Source organism: Erwinia aphidicola, assembly GCF_014773485.1.
Taxonomy (GTDB): Bacteria; Pseudomonadota; Gammaproteobacteria; order Enterobacterales; family Enterobacteriaceae; genus Erwinia; species Erwinia aphidicola.
In genome coordinates, this window is record NZ_JACXBP010000010.1 from 108,130 (window position 1) to 128,837 (window position 20,708).

The window sequence follows — 20,708 nt, forward strand, 5'->3', positions numbered from 1 at the left end:
TTACGCGACAGCAAACATCACGTACAGACCCAGACCAACAGCGATCATTGGGATTGCATCCACCAGACCCATTACAACAAAGAACTGCGTACGCAGCAGAGGAATCAGATCCGGTTGGCGTGCGGCGCCTTCCAGGAATTTGCCTCCGAGGATGCCGATACCGATCGCAGCACCGATTGCCGCCAGGCCCATCATCACAGCGGCAGCCATGTACAGCAGATCCATATTCAGGTTTTCCATGACAGTCTCCAGTTTGTTTCAGTTAAAACGCAGTAGTGTTGAGAAAAAATCAATGTTCTTCAGATGCCATCGACAGATAGACAATCGTTAAGACCATGAAAATGAAAGCCTGCAGCGAAATGATCAGGATGTGGAAAATGGCCCATGGCACATTCAGAATCCACTGTGACCACCACGGCAACAGACCGGCAATCAGGATAAAAATCAATTCCCCCGCATACATGTTTCCGAACAGTCGCAGACCCAGAGATACCGGTTTGGACAGCAGGCTCACACCTTCCAGAATCAGGTTGATCGGAATGAATACAGGGTGGTTGAAGGGTTGCAGAGTCAGCTCTTTAGTAAAGCCGCCAATGCCTTTCATCTTGATGCTGTAGAACAGAATCAAAATAAATACGCCAAGGGCCATCGACAGCGTGACGTTCACGTCAGCAGAAGGCACCACACGCAACGCTGGCAGACCAAAGACATGCTCGCCGATGTACGGCAGCAGATCGATTGGCAGCAGGTCCATGAAGTTCATCAGGAACACCCAGACGAAAATCGTCAGGGCCAGTGGAGCGATGAGTTTGCTTTTACCGTGGTACATGTCGCGCACGTTGTCGTCAACGAAGCCAACAACTAGCTCAACAGCGGCCTGTAATTTACCCGGCACGCCGCTGGTCGCTGATTTCGCGACTTTGCGAAACAGCACCAGGAACACCAGTCCCAGCACCACAGAGAAAAACATGGAGTCGATATTTAGTACCCAGAACGTCGCCGGAGCGTCGTGCGGATTCACTAGCTCGAAGGTACGCAGGTCAAGCTGAAGGTTATTCAGATGATGACCTATGTATTCTTGCGGCGTAGAGATTTCTCCTGCAGCCATGATGCCTCTTACCCTTTGTTGTTAATTACAGCCGGTGCGACAATTTGCACAATCAGCACCGATAACCAGGCCAGTCCCAGCGGCGTAAACACCGCCTTAAACACTCCCAGCGCCACGATAATCACGAGAACAGTAACGAACACCTTTAGCACTTCGCCTAACGCAAAAGTCCAGGCGAGCCGCCCTGTTACTTCATGCCCCGCCCGGTGGCGCCAGGCAAAAATCATAAACAACACGTTCGGCAGCCAGGCTGCCAGTCCACCCGCTAAGGCGGACACGCCCCACGTCAGATCTTTCAGGGCAAAAAACAGTGCGCCGATTACGACAAAGGTCACCAGCTGCAAAAGCAACACGGTCCGGGCAAATTTTACTCTGTAAAGGGACACTGACATGACGCTGAAACTCTCCTGCCCCGATGGGGGTATGTCGCGTGTCGTATAAAACTGCCTTTGCTCTTTTGAGTCAAGCAGCAAAAAACGTGCAAATTATACGGTGCGCACCTGTGATTTCAATCGATAAGTAGAGAAAAGGTGAACAATTATTTAAATTTCTTTCCAGCGCTCCGTTTTCCCAAACTGCTGGCGGCGGCAATTGGCTGGTTTTTTTCTGCAATACACGACATTGCTTGCTCACAAAGCGTGCGACAGATCACAATTCAGCAATGTAATACCGGACAAACAAGCTGGCTTTATCCTAATAATACGCAACAGTATGAAATTTAATTGTTTAATATCAATATATTAGATATTAGTTTTTTAAAAACGCCCTGTTGCTTCGATTAAAAGGTCTTATTGACATCTGTAGCAATTATTTAACATTGCTCAAGCCATTACTCACGCCGATTTATTGCGTGGATATATTTTCATGCGTGACTATCGGCACCCTTAAATATCGGGCTAAAGGTGATCAAAGTGATAATCAAATGTGAACTCAAGGTTAAATGTAACTGAGATTGTCAGATCATTTCCGTCGGCTGATTTAACCTGATGGTAACAGCTCCGTCCAGGCAAATTTTCGCAAAAAAAAGCCCTCCCCTCTCCCCGCTCACCACGATTCAGGCTTAAGGCCGGACCTGGAGATAAAAAAGTCATATAATTTCAGTGGCTAACTATTTCTTAAAAACCCCGAATGCGGATAAAAATAAGGGTTTTCCTGGCTAAAAAAAAGCCCGTTTATGCGGGTTAAACACACTAACGGGCCTGTTTTTTGGCTCAATCGGTCAGACAGATGGCGAAATAATCACCAAATGACGCTCGCCGGTCAGCGTTGGCACCGACAGCGGACACACCTTCTCCACGTTAAAACCGGCCGGTAAAGCGGCGATTTCATCGTGCGGAAGGATGCCTTTCAGGGCATAGAAACGGCCATTCCCGCCAGGCAGATGGTGGCACCAGCTGACCATATCCGTCAGTGAAGCGAATGCCCGGCTGATCACCCCGTCAAACGGAGGCTCGGCAGGGAAGTCTTCAACGCGGCTCTGCACGGGGGTGACGTTCTCCAGCTTCAGTTCATGCTGTACCTGCTTCAGGAAGCGCACGCGCTTGCCGAGGCTGTCTAACAGGGTGAAATGCGCCTGCGGGCGCACAATCGCCAGCGGGATGCCCGGCAAGCCGGGCCCGGTGCCAACATCGATAAAGCGTTCACCCACCAGGTGGGGTTCCACCACGATGCTGTCGAGAATATGACGCACCAGCATCTGTTCCGGGTCACGCACCGAGGTCAGGTTATAGGCTTTGTTCCATTTGTGGAGCAGCTCCACATAGCCCACCAGCTGATGTTTCTGCTGATCGGACAGGGAAATTTGGGCGCTTTTCAGCAGGGCGGAGAGTTTATTAATCACGAAGAGGTCCTGTAGGGTCGGGGCAAGCCCGACCCGTATTTCAGGTCAGGCGCTTTTGCGCAGCAGGCCCTGTTTTTTAAGGTAAATAAGGAGAATTGAGATCGCCGCCGGGGTGATCCCGGAGATACGTGAGGCCTGGCCAATCGATCCCGGTTTGTGATCGTTCAGCTTGGCAATGACCTCATTGGAGAGGCCACTCACCTGCTGGTAGTTCAGATCGACTGGCAGCACGGTGTTTTCATTGCGCAGCTGGCGATCGATCTCTTCCTGCTGGCGAGCAATGTAGCCTTCGTACTTCACCTGGATCTCAACCTGCTCGGCAGCCTGCGGGTCGCTAAGCGACGGGCCGAAGGTGCTGAGGGTCATCAGCTGAGGGTAAGTCATTTCCGGGCGGCGCAGCAGATCTTCACCGCTGGCTTCCTTGGTCAGGGCAGCGCTCAGCAGCGTGTTCACTTCGCTAACGTTTTCTGATTTCGGATGCACCCAGATATCACGCAGACGCTGACGTTCCAGCTCGATGCTTTCCAGCTTCTCGTTGAAGCGCGCCCAGCGGGCATCATCGACCAGCCCCAGTTCACGGCCGGCAGCGGTCAGACGCAGGTCGGCGTTATCTTCACGCAGCATCAGGCGATATTCCGCGCGCGAGGTGAACATGCGGTACGGCTCTTTGGTGCCGAGGGTGCAGAGATCGTCGACCAGCACGCCAAGGTAAGCCTGGTCACGACGGGGTGCCCAGCTCTCTTTGTCAGCAGACTGGCGACCAGCATTCAGACCCGCCAGCAGACCCTGGGCCGCCGCTTCTTCGTAGCCGGTGGTGCCGTTGATCTGTCCGGCAAAGAACAGACCCTGAATATATTTACTCTCCAGCGTCGGTTTCAGATCGCGTGGATCGAAGAAATCGTACTCGATGGCGTAGCCAGGACGAACGATTTTGGCATTTTCCATCCCGTGCATCGAGCGCACGATCTGCATCTGCACATCAAACGGCAGGCTGGTGGAGATGCCGTTCGGATAAATTTCATTGCTGGTCAGCCCTTCCGGTTCGAGGAAGATCTGGTGCGCATTGCGGTCGGCAAAACGCATCACCTTGTCTTCAATCGACGGGCAGTAGCGTGGACCAATGCCTTCAATCACCCCGGCATACATCGGGCTGCGATCGAGGTTATTGCGGATCACCTCATGGGTTTTCTCATTGGTGTAGGTGATGTAGCACGGCACCTGCTGAGGGTGCTGGCTGACATTGCCCATGAACGAGAATACCGGCATTGGCGTATCACCATGCTGCGGAGCCAGCACGCTGAAGTCGATGGTGCGTGCATCAATGCGCGGTGGGGTACCGGTTTTCAGGCGGCCCACGCGCAGCGGCAGTTCACGCAGGCGGCGTGACAGCGGAATGGATGGCGGATCGCCAGCACGGCCACCGCTGTAGTTATCCATGCCGATGTGAATTTTGCCATCGAGGAAAGTCCCCACGGTCAGCACCACGGCTTTTGCGCGGAACTTGAGGCCCATCTGGGTCACAGCACCGACGACGCGATCGTTCTCGACGATCAGATCTTCAACCGCCTGCTGGAAGATCATCAGGTTTGGCTGGTTCTCCAGCGCGGTGCGTACCGCCTGACGATACAGCACGCGGTCAGCCTGAGCACGGGTGGCGCGTACCGCCGGACCTTTGCTGGCGTTTAGTATCCTAAACTGGATACCGGACTGGTCTATTGCGTGAGCCATCAACCCACCCAGTGCGTCCACTTCTTTAACCAGATGTCCTTTCCCGATACCGCCAATCGCCGGGTTGCAGGACATCTGTCCCAGCGTGTCGATGTTATGGGTTAATAACAGGGTTTGTTGACCCATACGGGCAGCGGCCATAGCGGCTTCTGTCCCTGCATGACCACCACCGATTACGATGACGTCAAAAGGATCTGGATAAAACATGGTACTGCACCTCGCGGCTTGTGCGATTGAAGAGAGTGTTGCTGAGGGCGTGGATTCTACTCAACTTTAGACGATGGCGAAAGCGCCGGGATCTTCGTGTATTAAAAAGAAGATCTTTTTTATTTAGAGATCTCTTTATTAGATCTTCTATTAGGATCGACGATCTCTGTGGATAAGCCATTTTTGCTGATAAGGATCAGGCAATTAGGCAGGATCATTAACTGTGAATGATCGGTGATCCCACGCCGTATAAGCTGGGATCTAAATGGCATGTTATGCACAGGCTCCGGCAGGTACCCGAGTTGTTCTTGGGATAAACACCGGTTATCAGACGGAATTGAGCATGGTTATCCACAGATAAACGCGGTAAAACCAGGCAAAAAAGAGCAACATTTACAAAACTCGGGATCGAAAACCCGTTTTTATACGGATCGAACCGACGATCGCGGCCCGATCCACAGCGGATTTAGATCAGTTCTTTCCAGCTTTCTACCCAGACACCGGCAGGATCTTCCGGAATCTCATGTTCCAGCACGTCAATATCGAGACGATCGCCAATGCGCTGAGCGCCGAGCGAGGTCAGCAGCTCATCAAACTGCACGATCGCGCCACAGAACAGATCGTATTCGCGGTTGCCAATACCGACCGCGCCATAGCGCAGGTTGCTGAGATCGGGCTGCTCTTCCTTTATAGCGTCAAACAGCGGCTGGATATTATCCGGCAGCTCACCGGCACCGTGGGTCGATGAGACCACAATCCAGATGCCAGACGTTTTCAGCTCTTCAAGCTCAGGTCCGTGCAGCGTCTCGGTGGTGTGCCCGGCCTCATCCAGCTTTTCTGCCAGATGATCGGCAACATATTCTGCGCTGCCTAAAGTGCTGCCACTGATTAAAGTAATGTCGGCCATGATGGGATCCCTGAATGATAATGGCGGGCATTGTACGCTGTGATCAGGCTGGGATCTACCTGTGGAAAACCAGGGTTTTTATGAAAGGTACCTGGCTCGCTTGTCATTTACGATCCGGGCAGTGCTCGCGGTCCTCACGTACTACAGTACGCTGCGGGCGCTGTGCGCTGGCCGAATCACAACTGACTGCGCCGCCGACGGTACGCATTGTTGCAAGATCCGCAAGCAGTACAGGTTGTGGATAATTTTGTGCACAGATCAGGGCGTAATGGTGCGCATGATCGGGTTCTGCAACGAGATCAGGGTTTCGGTCGACTGGATTTCATCAATGGTCTGGATCTTGTTGATCAACACCTGCTGCAGGGCGTCGATCGAGCGGCACATCACCTTAATAAAGATGCTGTAGTGGCCGGTGGTGTACCAGGCTTCCACCACCTCTTCAAGCTGCTCCAGTTTCGCTACGGCGGCAGGATAGTCCCTGGCGCTTTTCAGGATGATGCCGATAAAGCAGCAGACGTCATAGCCCAGCATCTTCGGGTCAATTTCTACCCGCGTGCCTTTAATAATCCCCGCCTGCTTCATCTTCTCAACGCGTACGTGAATGGTCCCCGGGCTGACGTTGAACTGCTTTGCCAGTTCGGCGTAGGCGACACGGGCGTTATCCATCAGGGCATTCAGGATGCCGCGATCGAGATTATCTGGCTGCATATTATCTGCCATGGGGGCTCCGGAATTATCGAATAATAAGTTGAACAGACGATAATGTGCGCGATCGTGAACAGAATGGCAATCGGAGTGATGATATGACAGCGGGCGCCGGAGTGGCGCCCGCGGGTGGGATTAGCGTTTACGCCACAGGGTGAGCTGCGCCACGGTATGCTGATATTTGCGCGCCGTCTCGCGAATAACAAATGGCACATCCTGCGCCGGGGCGATCTCTTCAAAATCGGCCGCCAGCAGGCGTTGCAGCGCCTGATAGGTTGACAGCGCCTCGCCGTTTTCACGGATACCGCCCAGCCAGTTCTCCTTCGGCGTAAACTCTTCCAGCCAGGTATAAGGCGAGGAGAGCATCAGCACGCCGCCGGAGCGGATCATGCGGGTGATATCGTGCAGGAAGCGCTGCGGCTGGCGCAGGCGATCAATCAGGTTGGAGGCCAGCACCAGGTCAAAACCTTCCGGCTGCGGCTTGAGGTTACAGGCATCGCCCTGCACAAACTGGATGCGCTGCGCCTGCTCTGCGCCCAAACCAACGTCTTTCAGCCGCACCTGACGGTATTCAACCAGGTCACCCTCTTCCTGGGTGACATAGCGGAAGTCTTCGCCGCTGGTCAGCTGAAGTGCCACGTCGATAAAGCGCGCCGAGTAGTCCATGCCGACGACCTGCTCAAAGTGGCGCGCCAGTTCAAAGCTGGCGCGCCCGGTGGCGCAGCCGATATCCAACGCGCGCTGGCGTTTATCGGTAAGGGTGCAGGCGATCTCCGCCAGCGCTTTACCGTAGTTCGCCACGCCGAAGTATTCCGGGCCGTACTGGAAGTCGAGATACTGTGACACCATGCTGTCGGTTTCATACGGATTCTGCACCATGGTTTCCTGATGCTCAGAGACGACGTAGCGGAAACCGGCGTGCTGGAAGAAGTGGCGGCGAAATGCGTAACGTGATGATTTCAGTGCTTCATTGCCGGTTGAGATCCAGCTTCCGCCTTTAATAATCGCGTGTTTGCCGTCAAAGGTTGGCGTCGAGAAATCGTCATACAGCGGATGCACGCGGAAGCCTTCGAAGCCGTTGATCGGCGTGGTGGTCCACTGCCAGACGTTGCCGATCAGATCGAAGAAATCGCCCTGTGCAAACTGATCCACCGGGCAGGAAGAAGCCCAGTAAGCGAGGTTAATATTGCCCGGCGCTTCCTGCCAGTCTGGCTGATCGCCTGGCACCTGCTCGCGCAGCAGCATCCACTCGCTCTCTGCTGGTAGCTGTACCGACTGCCCGGTTCGATCGGCTTTCCAGCGGCAGAAGGCGGCGGCTTCCAGCTGATTGACCTCCGCCGGCCAGTCCCATGGCATAGCGATCTCTTCAGCCAGCAGGCGCAGCTTCAGCGCATCCGGCTGGTCAGCGCTGCCAACCCAGAAGGTCGGCATGGTTGCTTCGGCGAACTCGCGCCAGCCCCAGCCTTCATCATCCCACCAGCTTTGGGTCTGGTAGCCGCCATCGGCAATAAACGCGAAGAACTCGGCGTTGCTGACCAGCATTTTGCTGGCCTGGAATGGCTGCACGCTGCTGGTCAGCGAGCCGTACTCATTGTCCCAGCCGTAGGTATCATCGGTTTTGCCCTGGGTGATGCGCCCGGCGGCGACGTCGACCAGACTGTTTTGCGGCACGGACAGGCGATCGTGGCGCGCGTCCGGGCAGGCGGGCCAGTGCGGCTGAGGTTTGACCCACGCCAGCGGCAGCTGACGCATCAGCACGCTGGAGGTTTCCAGGTGGATGCGTTCGTGCTCAATGCCCATCAGTATCACCCACGCCGGGCTCTCCCAGCCAATCGGCAGGGTTAGCGGCATCTCGCGGATAAACTTTTCGACGCGCGCGCGCACTTTGCCGCGATAGTCGCGCAGCTCGGCCACTGATGGCCAGCTGTAGTGGCTGTTATCCAGATCGTCCCAGCTCATTTCATCAACGCCGATCGCCAGCATCGCTTCGATCTTATCGTCGATACGGCTATCGATCAGACGGCCCGCCATCAGCTTATTAATATAGAAAGTGGCGGTGTGGCCATAATAGAAGATCAGCGGATGGCGCAGCGAAATGGCTTTGGTGTAGTAAGCGCGCTCGTCAGCGAGGCAGTCGAACAGGCTTTCGTACAGCTCCCACGTCTGACGGAAGTAGCTGAGCAGCTGCTGACGTTTCTGTTCGGGGTCGTTGCCGCTTAAGGTCAGCGTGCGGGTCGGTGCAGGTAATCCTGTCTGGTGTTGTTGCGAAGTCACGTCATGCTCCCGTCTTGCCTGATATGCCAAATGGCTAAAGCGTAGATATCACTATAGCAAATAAGCATAGACGGAATGTTTCTTAGGGTGGGGCGTTAACGCTGCCAGCGGCGCAGCAGGCGGCTTTTCAGCCCGGTATCGAAGCGCCAGATATGGTCAAAGATGCGCATGATGCCGGGTTTTCCATGATCGGACATGGCAACCGCATGAAAACGTTGCAGCTGCTGCTGCTGGTGGTCGCGCACGCGCTTAACAATGGGGTCGGGCAGGCGCTGGGCGATAAAGTCAGAGAGGATCACCGCATCGGCATCGGCCCACAGCGGGCCGGACATCTTTTGCAGCACGGCATCGAGGCAGGCGGCCAGGTCGGTACCGCCGCGAAAACGCTGGCTGAGAAAGCGGATCGCCTGGCTGATGCCGTCGGCGGCGGTTAGCTCGTAGCCGATCACCTCATGGGCGAACAGCATAATGTAGCAGCGGCGGTTATCGGCCAGCGCCACCTTTAACAGGGCGAGGCAGAAAGCCTTAGCGCAGCGTTCGTTAAAGCCGCCCATCGAGCCGGAGGTATCCACGCAGACGATAAACGGCCCGCGTGGCTGTTCGTCATGCTGCTGGTGGCTGACCGGGCGCAGCGATACCTTATCGTGCCAGCTTTCGCCCTGAAGGCGGTAGGTGAGCAGGCGTTTCTCCACCAGCCGGCGGTAAAACTCCATCTCCAGCTCGCTGATGCCAAGCGTGGCCAGCTCCGGCGGCAGCAGGCGCAGAATATCATCGCTCTGGTGCAGGCCGCTGACCTCTTCCGGCACGCTTTCCGGCTCGCGCACCAGCTGGTGAAAAGTTTCCAGCGGCGCATCGTCCGACAGCACCGCTTTAGCCTCACGGCTGCGCCCCAGCTGCTCTGCCAGCTTCAGCAGCTCCGGCTGACTGGCGAGGAAATCCCCGTACTGCACCATTAGCTGATAGTCGCCGCGCTGCAATGAACTGCGCGTCAGGTCCCACAGCCGGCCGGCAGCAGCGTCATCGTCACCGGCCAGCACCGGAGCCAGCTGGCCGCTCATCGCCAGCCGTTGCTGCAGCTCCGCCAGCAGCTTGTCGCGTTCCCGCTCCAGCAGCTGCTGGTTCAGCGTCAGGGTTTGCAGCGTCAGGCTCAGCCGCCAGCGCTGCAGAAACAGCGTCTGCTGGGCATTGCTGAGCTGCAGCGCATCATTATTCGCCACCAGCGCCTGGGCTTTTTCGGCAAACGGTGAGTGCTGCTGCGCCAGCCAGCTCAGCAGTTCCGGCAGCTGTGCGCTGAAGTCGTGCTGGCTCATCAGCTGGCTCTGCTGGAAGCGGCTAAACTCGGCCGCCAGATCTTCCGGCACCGGGGTATTTTTCAGCTGCTGCGCGATCTCTGCTTTCCAGTGCGGGAGATCGCGCGTCAGGGCGTTCTTCAGCCTGGGGAATTTTTCAAAAAAGGCGGCAAGCTGCGGGGAGGCGAGTAGCGTGATCACCAGCTCTTCAATGAGATCGTTTTCATTGACCGCCAGGAACAGGCTCAGGGTATCAAGCGAGATCACTGGCGAGCCTGTTTCAGCTGATCGGCCACCTGTTGCAGGCTCTCCTCCACGCGCGCCAGCCAGTCATCGCTGATAAACAGGCAGCGGTGGTGCTGGCTGAACAGCGTGCGCTGGCCGCGCAGCTGGGTCTCCAGCTCGTCGAGCGCCAGCACGATCTCTTCCGGCAGCCCCTGCTGCGGTTTGCCCGGCAGCATCAGGCGCGTGGCCTGCAGGCTGACGTCGCGCAGCGTCAGGCAGTCATTGCCGTCCACGTGCAGGTCGAGCGTCTGGGCAAAGCCGATGCCGTTCAGCTTGCCGCGCACGTCGCCGCCTTTTTGCAGCCAGTGGTGCAGCGCTTCGCGCGCAAGGGTGATGTGGGTGACCTGCATTTCGTGCAGCGTCAGCGGCTTTTGCAGCATCAGCGTCAGAGCATCGTTAGCCAGCGACTCGGGCAGCTCGTAGTGCGGCTTGCGGCTGAACATGCCACCGTGCTTCTCCAGCCGGATCGCCTGCTCAACGCTCTGCTGCTGCTGTAACGCCAGGCGGCGGGCGTTGATCTGCTGAAGTTTGAACAGCATCGGCTGCTGCTGCCAGGCCTGCTGAGTGATCAGGTTATCCAGCTCGTGGTCCAGCAGCTTCATCGAGCCAACGTCATGCCACAGGCAGTCTTTCAGCAGGATCAGGTCAATCGGCGCAATGGCGTTACGCCCGCTGTAAAAGGCGCTGGCCTGCAGCAGATGAATGGCCTTTTTCCAGCGGCGGTCAGAAATATAGGGCGCTTCAGGCTGGTTTTCTAACTGCTGACGCAGCTGGAAAATCAGCTCGAAAACATCATCGGGCAGGCTGACTTTGCTGATACCCTGCTGCCACTCCAGATACTCCTCATCGGTGATGCACAGCGACTCCGCCACCGGGTTCTGGTTCTCGTCCTGCTGGTGGGTCAGCAGGCTGCGGAAGTTCTGCTTTTCATGCACGTTATCCAGCCACAGGCGAATCAGCATACGGTCATATAGTGCTTCCAGCCCGCTGTCCGCTTCCGGCAGTTCGTTGGAGGCGGTGACCAGCAGGCGCATCGGGATTTTTTCTTCGCTGTCGCCATTGCGGAAGCGGCGCTCGTTGATCGCCGTCAGCAGGGTATTGAGGATGGCCGGACCGGCTTTCCAGATCTCATCCAGAAATACGATCTCGGCATCGGGCAGATAGCCTTTGATCAGGCGCTGATAACGCCCCTCATCCTTCAGCGCCTGAATCGATAGCGGGCCGAAAACTTCCTCGGGGGTGGAGAAGCGCGTCATCAGATATTCAAAGGCGCGGGCATGCTGGAAGGCGAACTTCAATCGGCGGGCAATCAGGCTTTTAGCAATGCCGGGAGGGCCGAGTAAAAACACGCTTTCGCCGCACAGGGCAGCGAGCAGGCAAAGGCGAATCGCATGATGGCGTTCGTAAAGTCCTTTCTCTAATGCATTGCTGAGGCGGGCTATGCGCTCCGCCAGTAATTGAGAGTGGGCCATAATCAAACAGTCATCCTTTTTCTACGGACAGGCCAGCTTGTTGCTGGCGAGCGCAAACACTACTGGCTATGATGCTTGAAAGAGTTGATAGCAGTCAGCTTTTTTATTATCAAACGGTGACATCAGGCGATGTCTTGCCTTTAAGAGTTGTCGTTAAACGGGTAATTAGGGGTAGGCATTCACTATGAATCATGCATACTGTGCGCGTTTTGATGGTTTGATGAGCTGTGCGCAATCCCGCGTAGGTCGGCTCCAACAAAAGATATCTCTATGAGTTCTGAAAAGAAGCAGTCCCTTGGTGCCGTTACGCTGGCAGCAATTGGTGTGGTGTATGGCGACATTGGTACCAGCCCACTCTATACCCTGCGCGAATGTCTCTCCGGTCAGTTTGGTTTTGGTGTTGAACGCGATGCCGTTTTCGGCTTTTTATCGCTCATTTTCTGGCTGCTGGTGCTGACCGTATCGCTGAAATATATCAGCTACGTGATGCGCGCGGATAACGCCGGTGAAGGCGGTATCCTGACGCTGATGTCGCTGGCCGGGAGAAACACCGGGGCAAGGTCCACCGCCGTGCTGGTGATTATGGGCCTGATTGGCGGCAGCTTCTTTTATGGTGAGGTGGTGATCACCCCTGCGGTTTCGGTCCTTTCGGCGATCGAAGGCCTGGAGATCGCCGCACCTTCCCTCGACAGCTACATCGTGCCGATGGCGATTGCCGTGTTGACGCTGCTGTTTGTGATTCAGAAACACGGCACCGGCATCGTCGGCAAGCTGTTCGCGCCGGTGATGCTGCTGTGGTTTATCGTGCTGGCGGTGCTGGGCGCGCGCGGGATTATCGCCAATCCTGACGTGCTGCATGCCATGAACCCGTACTGGGCCGTGCACTTCTTTATTGAGTACAAAACCGTCTCCTTCTTTGCGCTGGGCGCCGTGGTGCTGGCGATTACCGGCGTGGAAGCGCTGTACGCGGATATGGGCCACTTTGGCAAATTCCCGATCCGCCTCGCATGGTTTAGCGTGGTGCTGCCGTCGCTGGTGCTGAACTATTTCGGCCAGGGCGCGCTGCTGCTGAAAAACCCGGAGGCGATTAAAAACCCGTTCTTCCTGCTGGCCCCGGACTGGGCGCTGATCCCGATGCTGATTCTGGCTACCCTGGCGACGGTGATTGCCTCTCAGGCGGTGATCTCGGGCGTCTTCTCTTTGACGCGCCAGGCCGTGCGCCTCGGCTATCTGCCACCAATGCGTATTGTGCACACCTCGGAGCAGGAATTTGGCCAGATCTATATTCCGGTGATCAACTGGCTGCTCTACTTTGCCGTGGTCATTGTCATCGTCGGCTTCGAGCACTCCAGCAACCTTGCGGCGGCTTACGGCATTGCGGTAACCGGCACCATGGTGCTGACCGCGATCCTGTGTAGCACCGTGGCAATTAAGAACTGGCACTGGAACCGCTATCTGGTGATCGCCATCCTGATTGGCATGCTGTGCATCGACGTGTCGCTGTTCTCTGCCAACCTGGTGAAAGTGTTTGCCGGTGGCTGGCTGCCGCTGACGCTGGCGCTGGTGATGTTTATCGTGATGACCACCTGGAAAAGCGAGCGCTTCCGCCTGCTGCGCCGTATGCACGAGCACGGTAATTCGCTGGAGGCGATGATCGCCTCGCTGGAGAAATCCCCGCCGGTACGCGTGCCGGGCACCGCGGTCTATATGTCGCGTGCGCTCAACGTCATTCCGTTTGCCATGCTGCATAACCTCAAGCACAACAAGGTGCTGCACGAACGCGTGGTGCTGCTGACGCTGCGTACTGAAGACGCGCCCTATGTGCACAACGTTAAGCGTGTGACCATTGAACAGCTGTCGCCAACCTTCTGGCGCGTGGTGGCAAGCTACGGCTGGCGCGAAACGCCGAACGTTGAGGAGATCTTCCACCGCTGCGGCCTGGAAGGGTTGAGCTGCCGCATGATGGAGACGTCATTCTTTATGTCGCACGAGTCGCTGATCATCGGCAAACGTCCGTGGTATCTGCGCCTGCGCGGCAAACTGTTCCTGATGCTGCAGAAGAATGCGCTGCGTGCGCCGGACCAGTTTGAAATCCCGCCGAACCGCGTGATCGAGCTGGGCACCCAGGTCGAGATTTGACAGGATCGGGCATGCCCGACTCCTGCGGGATCGCGTAAGGGCGAGGCATGCCTCGCCCGGGTTATCCATGTAAGTTGACCGTCACCGCAAACCCGCCTTCCTGACGATTGCTCATCGTGACCTTCATGCCGTGCAGCTGGGCAATTTGATGAACGATCGACAAGCCTAATCCGCTGCCGGACTGTTCCTGACCCGGCGGGCGATAGAAGCGTTCACCGATACGCGTCAGCACTTCAGGGCTGACGCCCGGCCCGTTATCCAGCACCTGCAACTGTCCCGCAGTCAGCGTGATGCGCACGTCGCTGCCCGCCGGGCTGTAGCGAATGGCGTTATCCAGCAGGTTGCGCACCAGCAGCGCCAGCAGTAGCGGGTTGCCCAGCTGGATAACCGGTTCTGTTGGGGCATCAAGCGCCAGCTCCACGCCGGCAGCCTGGGCGCGGGAATAGTGCTCAACCACCGCCTGCTGGATGATGCTCTGCCAGTCTAGACGCTGTTTTTCCAGCTGCTGGCCCGAGTCCAGCCTTGAAAGGGTTAGCAGCTGATCCACCAGCCGGGTGGCGCGGTCGATACCCGCATCCAGGCTGGTAAGCGCATGGTGGCGCATGGCGCTGTCGTCGTGCGCCAGCTGGGCAACCTCGGTCTGCACCTTCAGCGCCGCCAGCGGGCTGCGCAGTTCGTGGGCGGCATCGGAGGTAAAGCGCCGTTCACGCTGCAGCATCTCCCCGATACGGCTGAACAGCTGGTTCAGCTCGCTCAGCAGCGGGTGCACCTCCTGCGGCAGGCGTTTTACCTCGACCGGGGCGGTGTCATCGGCTTTACGCTGGCGCAGCTGGTGGGCGATATGCTTCAGCGGGCGCAGCTCCCACGTCACCAGCCACAGCATCAGCAGCAGCATCACCGGCAGTGCCACCAGCCACGGCGTCAGGTTGGTCTGCACCAGGTCACGCGTGAGGTCATCGCGGTATTCCCACTCCTGGCCGACCACCACCACGTATTTGTCATCCTGAGTGCGCAGCCACACCATGCGCCAGCGGTCGTCGTCATCCTTCATCCGTGCATCGCGAAAGCCATCTCGCTGATAGTCGAAGATAAAATCTTTACCCTTATCGCCATCATTCAGCACCATTTTGCCGTCGCGGGTAAAGACGGCGAAGGCCAGCGCGTCATCGTCCTGTTCGCCGCGGTGGTGGCGCAGCAGTTTTTTGCTTTTGGGCAGGGCGGCTAAATCGGCGCTGAACTGTTCGGGATTGAGGCGCAGCAGGCGCTTAGCGAACAGCATCTGCTGGGTATCAAACAGCTCATTGATGTTGTGGCGCGTCTGCCACCAGGACCCCAGCGCCGCTGCGCCCCAGCACAGCAGGCTGAGCAGCAGGAAGCCCAGCATCAGGCGCATGCGCAGGCTGCGCTGCATCACGACTTCGCCCCCAGGGTGTAGCCGACGCCGTGCACGGTACGAATAAACTCGCTGCCGAGCTTTTTACGCAGGTGGTGAATATGCACCTCAACGGCATTGCTGGAGACATCATCGTCCCAGCCATACAGCTTCTCTTCCAGCTGTGCGCGCGTCAGCACCCGCCCGGCGTTGAGCAGGAACAGCTCCAGCAGCGCCAGTTCGCGCGCTTTCAGCACCAGCGGCTCGCCGTTGAGGGTCACGGTGTGCGAACCCGGCTCCATCACCACACCCGCATGTTGCAGGGTTGGCTGCAGCTGGCCGTGGCGGCGGCGGATCAGCGCCTGCAAGCGCGCGGCGACTTCCGTCAGGGCGAAGGGTTTGCACAGATAGTCATCCGCGCCCTGCTGTAGCCCGCTGACGCGCTGCTCCAGCGCATCGCGGGCCGTGAGGATCAGCACCGGCTCATCGCGTCCCTGCTGCCGCCACTGGCGCAGGATCTCCAGCCCGTCGATCTCCGGCAGGCTGAGATCCAGCACCACCGCATCATAGGGTGCCGCTGCTAATGCGTGCAGGCCTTCACTGCCTTGACTAAACCAGTCCACGCTGAAACCCAGCTTGCCCAGCCCGGCCTTGATGCCGTCGCCAATCAGACGGTCATCTTCAATTAGTAAAATTCTCATCACTGTTTCCTCGCAGTTTTAGCGATTTATACGGAAAGAGGATAGGGGTTGTACAGCTGAGATCGGCGAATTTCGCGACTTTTCGTCAATTTAAAACAATAAAGTCGTTTCGCTGATCTCCTTAAGATCTCGTTAAGAACTTTTTGCTGTAATACTTACCGAACAGAGATGACCGGGCAGTGTTGACTGCTCACTTTCATAAGGAAAAGCGAAAATGATGAAGAAGACAGCTGCATTACTGGCGATTAGCGCCCTGATGTCGACTCCGGTACTGGCTGCACAGACTGGCGGATTTGTTGACCCGAATGCACCCACCGCGCAAGTACAGAAAGGCGGTTTTAGCGGCCCGAACGGCACGGTTGCTACCGTCAAGCAGGCGCAGGATATGAAGGATGATGCCTGGGTCACGATGCGCGGCAATATTGAAAAGCGCATCGGTGATGAAGACTACCAGTTCCGTGACGCCACCGGCACCATGACGGTGGAGATCGACCACAAGCGCTGGGAAGGGCAAACCGTCGGTCCGAACGATAAGGTTGAGCTGCAGGGCAAACTGGATAAAGACTTCAACTCCATGGAGCTGGACGTGAAGCAGGTGCGTAAAATCGCTAACTGATCATCCGCTCAGGCTCTCCGCCAGATGATGGACGGCTGGAGAGCGATCCCAGCGCCGCCAGGCGAGCGCAATATCACTGCTCAGCGCAGCATCCTCAATCTGATGGAAGCTGACGCCGGGCAGCTGGATACTGCGCAGGGAGTCAGGAATGATGGTGATGCCAAACCCGGCGGCTACCATGTTAATCGCCGATGAAATCTGCGGCGACTGCTGCACGCTATCCGGCTGAAACCCGGCGCGCAGGCAGGCACTGATAATCACTTCATACAGGCTCGGTGCCACTTCACGCGGGAACAGCACCAGCGGCTCCTCGCGTAGTGCAGCCAGCGACAGGCGCGGCGTGTCCGCCAGCCGATGCCCCTGCGGCAGTACCAGCGCCATCTTCTCACTGGCAATCATCTTCAGATTAAAGGCTTTGCTGCTCTCACAGGGCAGGCGCACGAACGCCGCATCCAGCAGCCCTTCCTGTAACTCATGCATCAGCGTGGCCATATTTTCTTCGCGCGGCAGCAGCGTGATGGCTGGAAAACTGTCCTGAAAGCGGCGCAGCAGGCGGAATATCTGCGGATGAAAGGCGATGGAGCTGGCAAAGCCAATCGACAGCTGGCCGCTGATGCCGCGCGCGATGCCTTTCGCTTTCTCCAGCGCGTTGGCCGACAGTTCGAGGATCTGACGGGCATCCTGATAAAACGCTTCCCCGGCATCGGTCAGCTCCACGCCACGCGTTAGCCGTTTCAATAAAGGCGTGCCGATCTCCTCTTCCAGCTTTTTGATCTGCTGGCTGAGCGGCGGCTGCGAGATGTTCAGCAGCTCTGCCGCTTTAGTGAAGTGCCGGGTTTCGGCAACGGCCACGAAATAGCGAAGATACCGGAGTTCCATATCGAAAACGTCTCAAAGAGGGGGGAGCTTTATATTGGAGCCGCCGACTGAATCGAGTCAACATTGATTCAATACTTCTTAACAGTTTAATCGGGAAGACGGCTATGACAGATTCTGTAACTGGTTGTTCATGTGAAGAACAGCTCACCAGCACCGTGAGGGAGCTGCAAAAGGAAAGGCCAGAAAGTGTTATCTATCAGACCTCACTGATGAGCGCACTGCTAAGCGGCGTCTACGACGGCACCACCACCGTGGCCGATCTGCTCAAGAAGGGCGATTTTGGCCTTGGAACCTTTAACCAGCTGGATGGTGAACTGATCGCTTTTAACAGCGAGGTGTATCAGCTGCGTTCGGACGGCAGCGCCCGCACCGCCAGCCCGCAGCAGCAATCGCCGTTTGCGGTGATGACCTTCTTCCGCCCGCAGTATCAGCACCAATTCCGCGGCCCGGCGACCCGTGCCGAAGTGCATCACATCATCGACCAGTACGTCACATCCGATAACCAGTTCTGCGCGCTGCGTATCGACGGGCAGTTCAGCCTGGCGGAAACCCGCACCGTGCCCTGCCAGCACCGCCCGTACAAATCGATGCCGGAGGTGCTTGGCAAGCAGCCTACCTTCCATTTTCATCAGCGAAGCGGCGTGTTGATCGGTTTTCGTACCCCGCAATATATGCAGGGTATTAACGTAGCGGGATATCACGAACACTTTATTACCGACGATCGCCAGGGCGGCGGCCATCTGCTCGACTACCAGCTGGAGCACGGCACGCTGAGCTTTGGTGAGATCAGCAAGCTGGTGATCGACCTGCCTGGCGACAGTGACTTTCTGCACGCCAATCTCAACCCGGAAAATCTGGATTCTGCCATTCGCGCAGTCGAAAGCTGATAAGAGGCCAATAGATGAAAAATGTAACCGAGGTTCAGCAGTGGGCGCACGGCGCCGATTTAGTGGTGGCGCAGCTGGAGGCGCAGGGTGTGAAGCAGGTGTTTGGCATCCCAGGCGCGAAAATTGATAAGGTGTTTGATTCGCTGCTGGATACCACCATTCAGACCATTCCAGTCCGCCACGAGGCCAATGCGGCGTTTATGGCGGCGGCGGTCGGCAGGCTGACGGGCAAAGCGGGCGTGGCGCTGGTGACCTCTGGCCCCGGCTGCTCGAACCTGATCACCGGCATGGCCACGGCCACCAGTGAAGGCGACCCGCTGGTGGCGTTAGGTGGCGCAGTAAAACGCGCCGACAGCGCCAAGCAGGTGCATCAGAGCATGGATACCGTAGCGATGTTCCGTCCGGTGAGTAAATTTGCCGTTGAGGTGAGCTCCGGTAATGCAATTGCCGAAGTGCTGTCAAACGCCTTTCGCAGCGCGGAACAGGGGCGGCCCGGCGGGGCATTTGTCAGCCTGCCGCAGGATATCGTCAACGAACCGGTGCGGGCCAATTTGCTGACGGCAAACGGCCAGCTGTTAATGGGACCGGCGCCGGATGCGGCTATCGCTGCCGTAGCGCGCCAGATTGCTCAGGCGAAAAATCCGGTGCTGCTGCTTGGCCTGATGGCCAGCCAGCCGGAGAACAGTGCAGCGCTGCATCATCTGCTGACGCGTAGCCATATTCCGGTCACCAGCACATATCAGGCCGCGGGCGCGGTGCATCAGGATCACTTCTCACGCTTTGCCGGCCGCGTCGGGCTGTTTAACAATCAGGCCGGAGATCGCCTGCTGAAAGAGGCGGATCTGATTATCACCATTGGCTACAGCCCGGTTGAGTACGAACCGGCGATGTGGAACAGCGGCACGGCGACGCTGGTGCATATTGATGTGCTGCCAGCCGACAGCGACAGCTGCTATCTGCCGGACGCCGAGCTGGTGGGGGATATTGCCGCCACGCTGAACAAGCTGACGGCGCAGATTAGCCACCCGCTCACCCTCAGCCCGCAGGCGGCGGCGATCCTGCAGGATCGCCAGCAGCAGCGCGAACTGCTGTCGCTGCGCGGCCATCAGCTGGATCAGTTTGCCCTGCACCCGCTGCGCATCGTGCGCGCCATGCAGGACATTATTAATAGCGACGTCACCCTGACGGTGGATATGGGCAGTTTCCATATCTGGATTGCCCGCTATCTTTACAGCTTCCGCGCCCGCCAGATCATGATCTCCAACGGTCAGCAAACGATGGGCGTGGCGCTGCCGTGGGCGATCGGTGCCTGGCTGGTGGACCCGAGCCGCAAAGTGGTGTCCGTTTCCGGCGACGGTGGCTTCCTGCAGTCAAGCATGGAGCTGGAAACCGCCGTGCGGCTGGGCGCCAACCTGCTGCATATTATCTGGGTCGACCAGGAGTACAATATGGTCGCGATGCAGGAAGAGAAGAAATACCAGCGCGTTTCAGGGGTGAAATTCGGTCCGATTGATTTTAAAGCCTATGCTGAGTCGTTTGGCGCCGCCGGATTCGCGGTGGAGAGCGCAGCGATGCTGGAGCCGACGCTGCGCAAGGCCATGGATGTTAATGGCCCGGCGGTGGTCGCCATTCCGGTGGATTATGCCGATAACCCTCTGCTGATGGGCCAGCTGCACCTCAGTCAGATCCTGTAGTTCTCCGGCAGCGCGTGGCCCTTTATCGCAGACATAAAGGGCCATTTTTTGCCTTAAACCAAATCCTTTCACGGCGTCAGCGAAACGTTTCGATGGCGATCACATTTCCAGCATCTGATGATTGTTTTCCCTTCGCCTTCTCATAAACTGCCTGTCAGCGAAACGTTTCGCTCTGGAGTGGAAAATGAAAAAAGGCACCTTACTGAATTCTGATATCTCATCCGTGATCTCCCGTCTGGGTCATACCGACAGCATCGTCATTGGTGATGCCGGCCTGCCAATCCCGCAAGGGCCGCAGCGCATTGACCTGGCGTTAACCCACGGCACCCCTGGCTTTTTGCAGGTGGTCGATGTGGTCACGCGTGAGATGCAGGTCGAGAGTGCCATCATCGCGGAGGAGATTAAGCAGCATAATCCGCAGCTCCATAGCGAACTGGTCGCCCTGCTCGAATCCTTGCAACAACTCCAGGGAAACACCATCAGTATCCGTTATGTCCGTCACGAACAGTTCAAACAACAAACCCAGTGCAGCCAGGCGGTGATTCGCAGCGGGGAGTGTTCCCCGTATGCGAATGTCATCCTCGGCGCTGGCGTGACCTTCTGAG

At 57.2% G+C, this 20,708-nt stretch carries 18 protein-coding genes; 5 read left to right on the forward strand and 13 right to left on the reverse strand.

Annotated features, from left to right (window positions below; genetic code table 11):
• From atpE to ravA, 10 genes are all read right to left on the reverse strand, one after another.
• A complete protein-coding gene (gene atpE, locus ID864_RS20485; RefSeq protein WP_003849523.1) occupies nt 1-240 on the reverse strand; it encodes a F0F1 ATP synthase subunit C in 240 nt (79 codons plus the stop codon).
• A gap of 49 nt (nt 241-289) precedes the next feature.
• The gene (gene atpB / locus ID864_RS20490) at nt 290-1,108 is read right to left on the reverse strand and encodes a F0F1 ATP synthase subunit A (RefSeq protein WP_048917948.1); all 819 of its coding nucleotides are present in this window, start codon (nt 1,106-1,108) and stop codon (nt 290-292) included.
• An 8-nt stretch (nt 1,109-1,116) separates the two neighbouring features.
• Entirely contained in the window at nt 1,117-1,500 is a 384-nt protein-coding gene (atpI, locus tag ID864_RS20495; protein ID WP_048917949.1) for a F0F1 ATP synthase subunit I, read from the reverse strand.
• Between the two features lie 827 nt (nt 1,501-2,327).
• A complete protein-coding gene (gene rsmG, locus ID864_RS20500) occupies nt 2,328-2,948 on the reverse strand; it encodes a 16S rRNA (guanine(527)-N(7))-methyltransferase RsmG (RefSeq protein WP_191150292.1) in 621 nt (206 codons plus the stop codon).
• 45 nt (nt 2,949-2,993) lie between these two features.
• Nucleotides 2,994-4,883, reverse strand: coding sequence for a tRNA uridine-5-carboxymethylaminomethyl(34) synthesis enzyme MnmG (gene mnmG / locus ID864_RS20505; RefSeq protein WP_048914170.1), 1,890 nt, complete (start codon nt 4,881-4,883; stop codon nt 2,994-2,996).
• 466 nt (nt 4,884-5,349) lie between these two features.
• Nucleotides 5,350-5,790: an FMN-binding protein MioC gene (gene mioC / locus ID864_RS20510; protein WP_048914171.1), complete on the reverse strand. Its 441-nt coding sequence runs from the start codon at nt 5,788-5,790 to the stop codon at nt 5,350-5,352.
• Nucleotides 5,791-6,048: 258 nt separating this feature from the next.
• Nucleotides 6,049-6,510, reverse strand: a complete 462-nt coding sequence (gene asnC, locus ID864_RS20515; protein WP_048914172.1) for a transcriptional regulator AsnC — start codon at nt 6,508-6,510, stop codon at nt 6,049-6,051.
• 120 nt (nt 6,511-6,630) lie between these two features.
• Complete coding sequence (gene ovoA / locus ID864_RS20520) at nt 6,631-8,769, reverse strand: 5-histidylcysteine sulfoxide synthase (protein ID WP_048914173.1); 2,139 nt, start codon at nt 8,767-8,769, stop codon at nt 6,631-6,633.
• Nucleotides 8,770-8,864: 95 nt separating this feature from the next.
• Nucleotides 8,865-10,325, reverse strand: a complete 1,461-nt coding sequence (gene viaA / locus ID864_RS20525) for an ATPase RavA stimulator ViaA (protein ID WP_191150293.1) — start codon at nt 10,323-10,325, stop codon at nt 8,865-8,867.
• Complete coding sequence (gene ravA, locus ID864_RS20530; RefSeq protein WP_099754530.1) at nt 10,322-11,815, reverse strand: ATPase RavA; 1,494 nt, start codon at nt 11,813-11,815, stop codon at nt 10,322-10,324. Before ravA ends, viaA begins: the two co-directional genes overlap by 4 nt.
• 270 nt (nt 11,816-12,085) lie before the next feature.
• Between ravA and kup the strand changes: the two genes are divergently transcribed.
• On the forward strand, nt 12,086-13,954 hold the full coding sequence (gene kup, locus ID864_RS20535; protein WP_191150294.1) for a low affinity potassium transporter Kup: 1,869 nt from the start codon (nt 12,086-12,088) through the stop codon (nt 13,952-13,954).
• A gap of 61 nt (nt 13,955-14,015) precedes the next feature.
• Here kup and qseC read toward each other — a convergent pair whose 3' ends face one another.
• Together qseC and qseB are read right to left on the reverse strand one after the other, a co-directional pair.
• Nucleotides 14,016-15,365 carry a quorum sensing histidine kinase QseC gene (gene qseC, locus ID864_RS20540; protein WP_191150297.1) on the reverse strand — a complete coding sequence of 450 codons (1,350 nt, stop codon included), beginning with the start codon at nt 15,363-15,365 and terminating at the stop codon, nt 14,016-14,018.
• Nucleotides 15,365-16,027 carry a quorum sensing response regulator transcription factor QseB gene (gene qseB, locus ID864_RS20545; RefSeq protein ID WP_048914177.1) on the reverse strand — a complete coding sequence of 221 codons (663 nt, stop codon included), beginning with the start codon at nt 16,025-16,027 and terminating at the stop codon, nt 15,365-15,367. Before qseB ends, qseC begins: the two co-directional genes overlap by 1 nt.
• A 217-nt stretch (nt 16,028-16,244) precedes the next feature.
• Between qseB and ID864_RS20550 the strand changes: the two genes are divergently transcribed.
• Nucleotides 16,245-16,643: a YgiW/YdeI family stress tolerance OB fold protein gene (locus tag ID864_RS20550; protein WP_048914186.1), complete on the forward strand. Its 399-nt coding sequence runs from the start codon at nt 16,245-16,247 to the stop codon at nt 16,641-16,643.
• Here the strand turns inward: ID864_RS20550 and ID864_RS20555 are convergent, their stop codons facing one another.
• Entirely contained in the window at nt 16,644-17,522 is an 879-nt protein-coding gene (locus tag ID864_RS20555) for a LysR family transcriptional regulator (protein ID WP_191150295.1), read from the reverse strand.
• Nucleotides 17,523-17,626: 104 nt separating this feature from the next.
• Here ID864_RS20555 and budA point away from each other — a divergent pair, with 104 nt between their 5' ends.
• The 3 genes from budA to rbsD all read left to right on the forward strand — a co-directional run bounded on the left by budA (nt 17,627) and on the right by rbsD (nt 20,707).
• Nucleotides 17,627-18,409, forward strand: a complete 783-nt coding sequence (budA, locus tag ID864_RS20560; protein WP_187497338.1) for an acetolactate decarboxylase — start codon at nt 17,627-17,629, stop codon at nt 18,407-18,409.
• Nucleotides 18,410-18,423: 14 nt separating this feature from the next.
• Nucleotides 18,424-20,103 carry an acetolactate synthase AlsS gene (gene alsS / locus ID864_RS20565; protein WP_048914180.1) on the forward strand — a complete coding sequence of 560 codons (1,680 nt, stop codon included), beginning with the start codon at nt 18,424-18,426 and terminating at the stop codon, nt 20,101-20,103.
• Nucleotides 20,104-20,287: 184 nt separating this feature from the next.
• Nucleotides 20,288-20,707, forward strand: a complete 420-nt coding sequence (gene rbsD, locus ID864_RS20570; RefSeq protein WP_048914181.1) for a D-ribose pyranase — start codon at nt 20,288-20,290, stop codon at nt 20,705-20,707.
• Nucleotide 20,708: the final 1 nt, after the last annotated feature.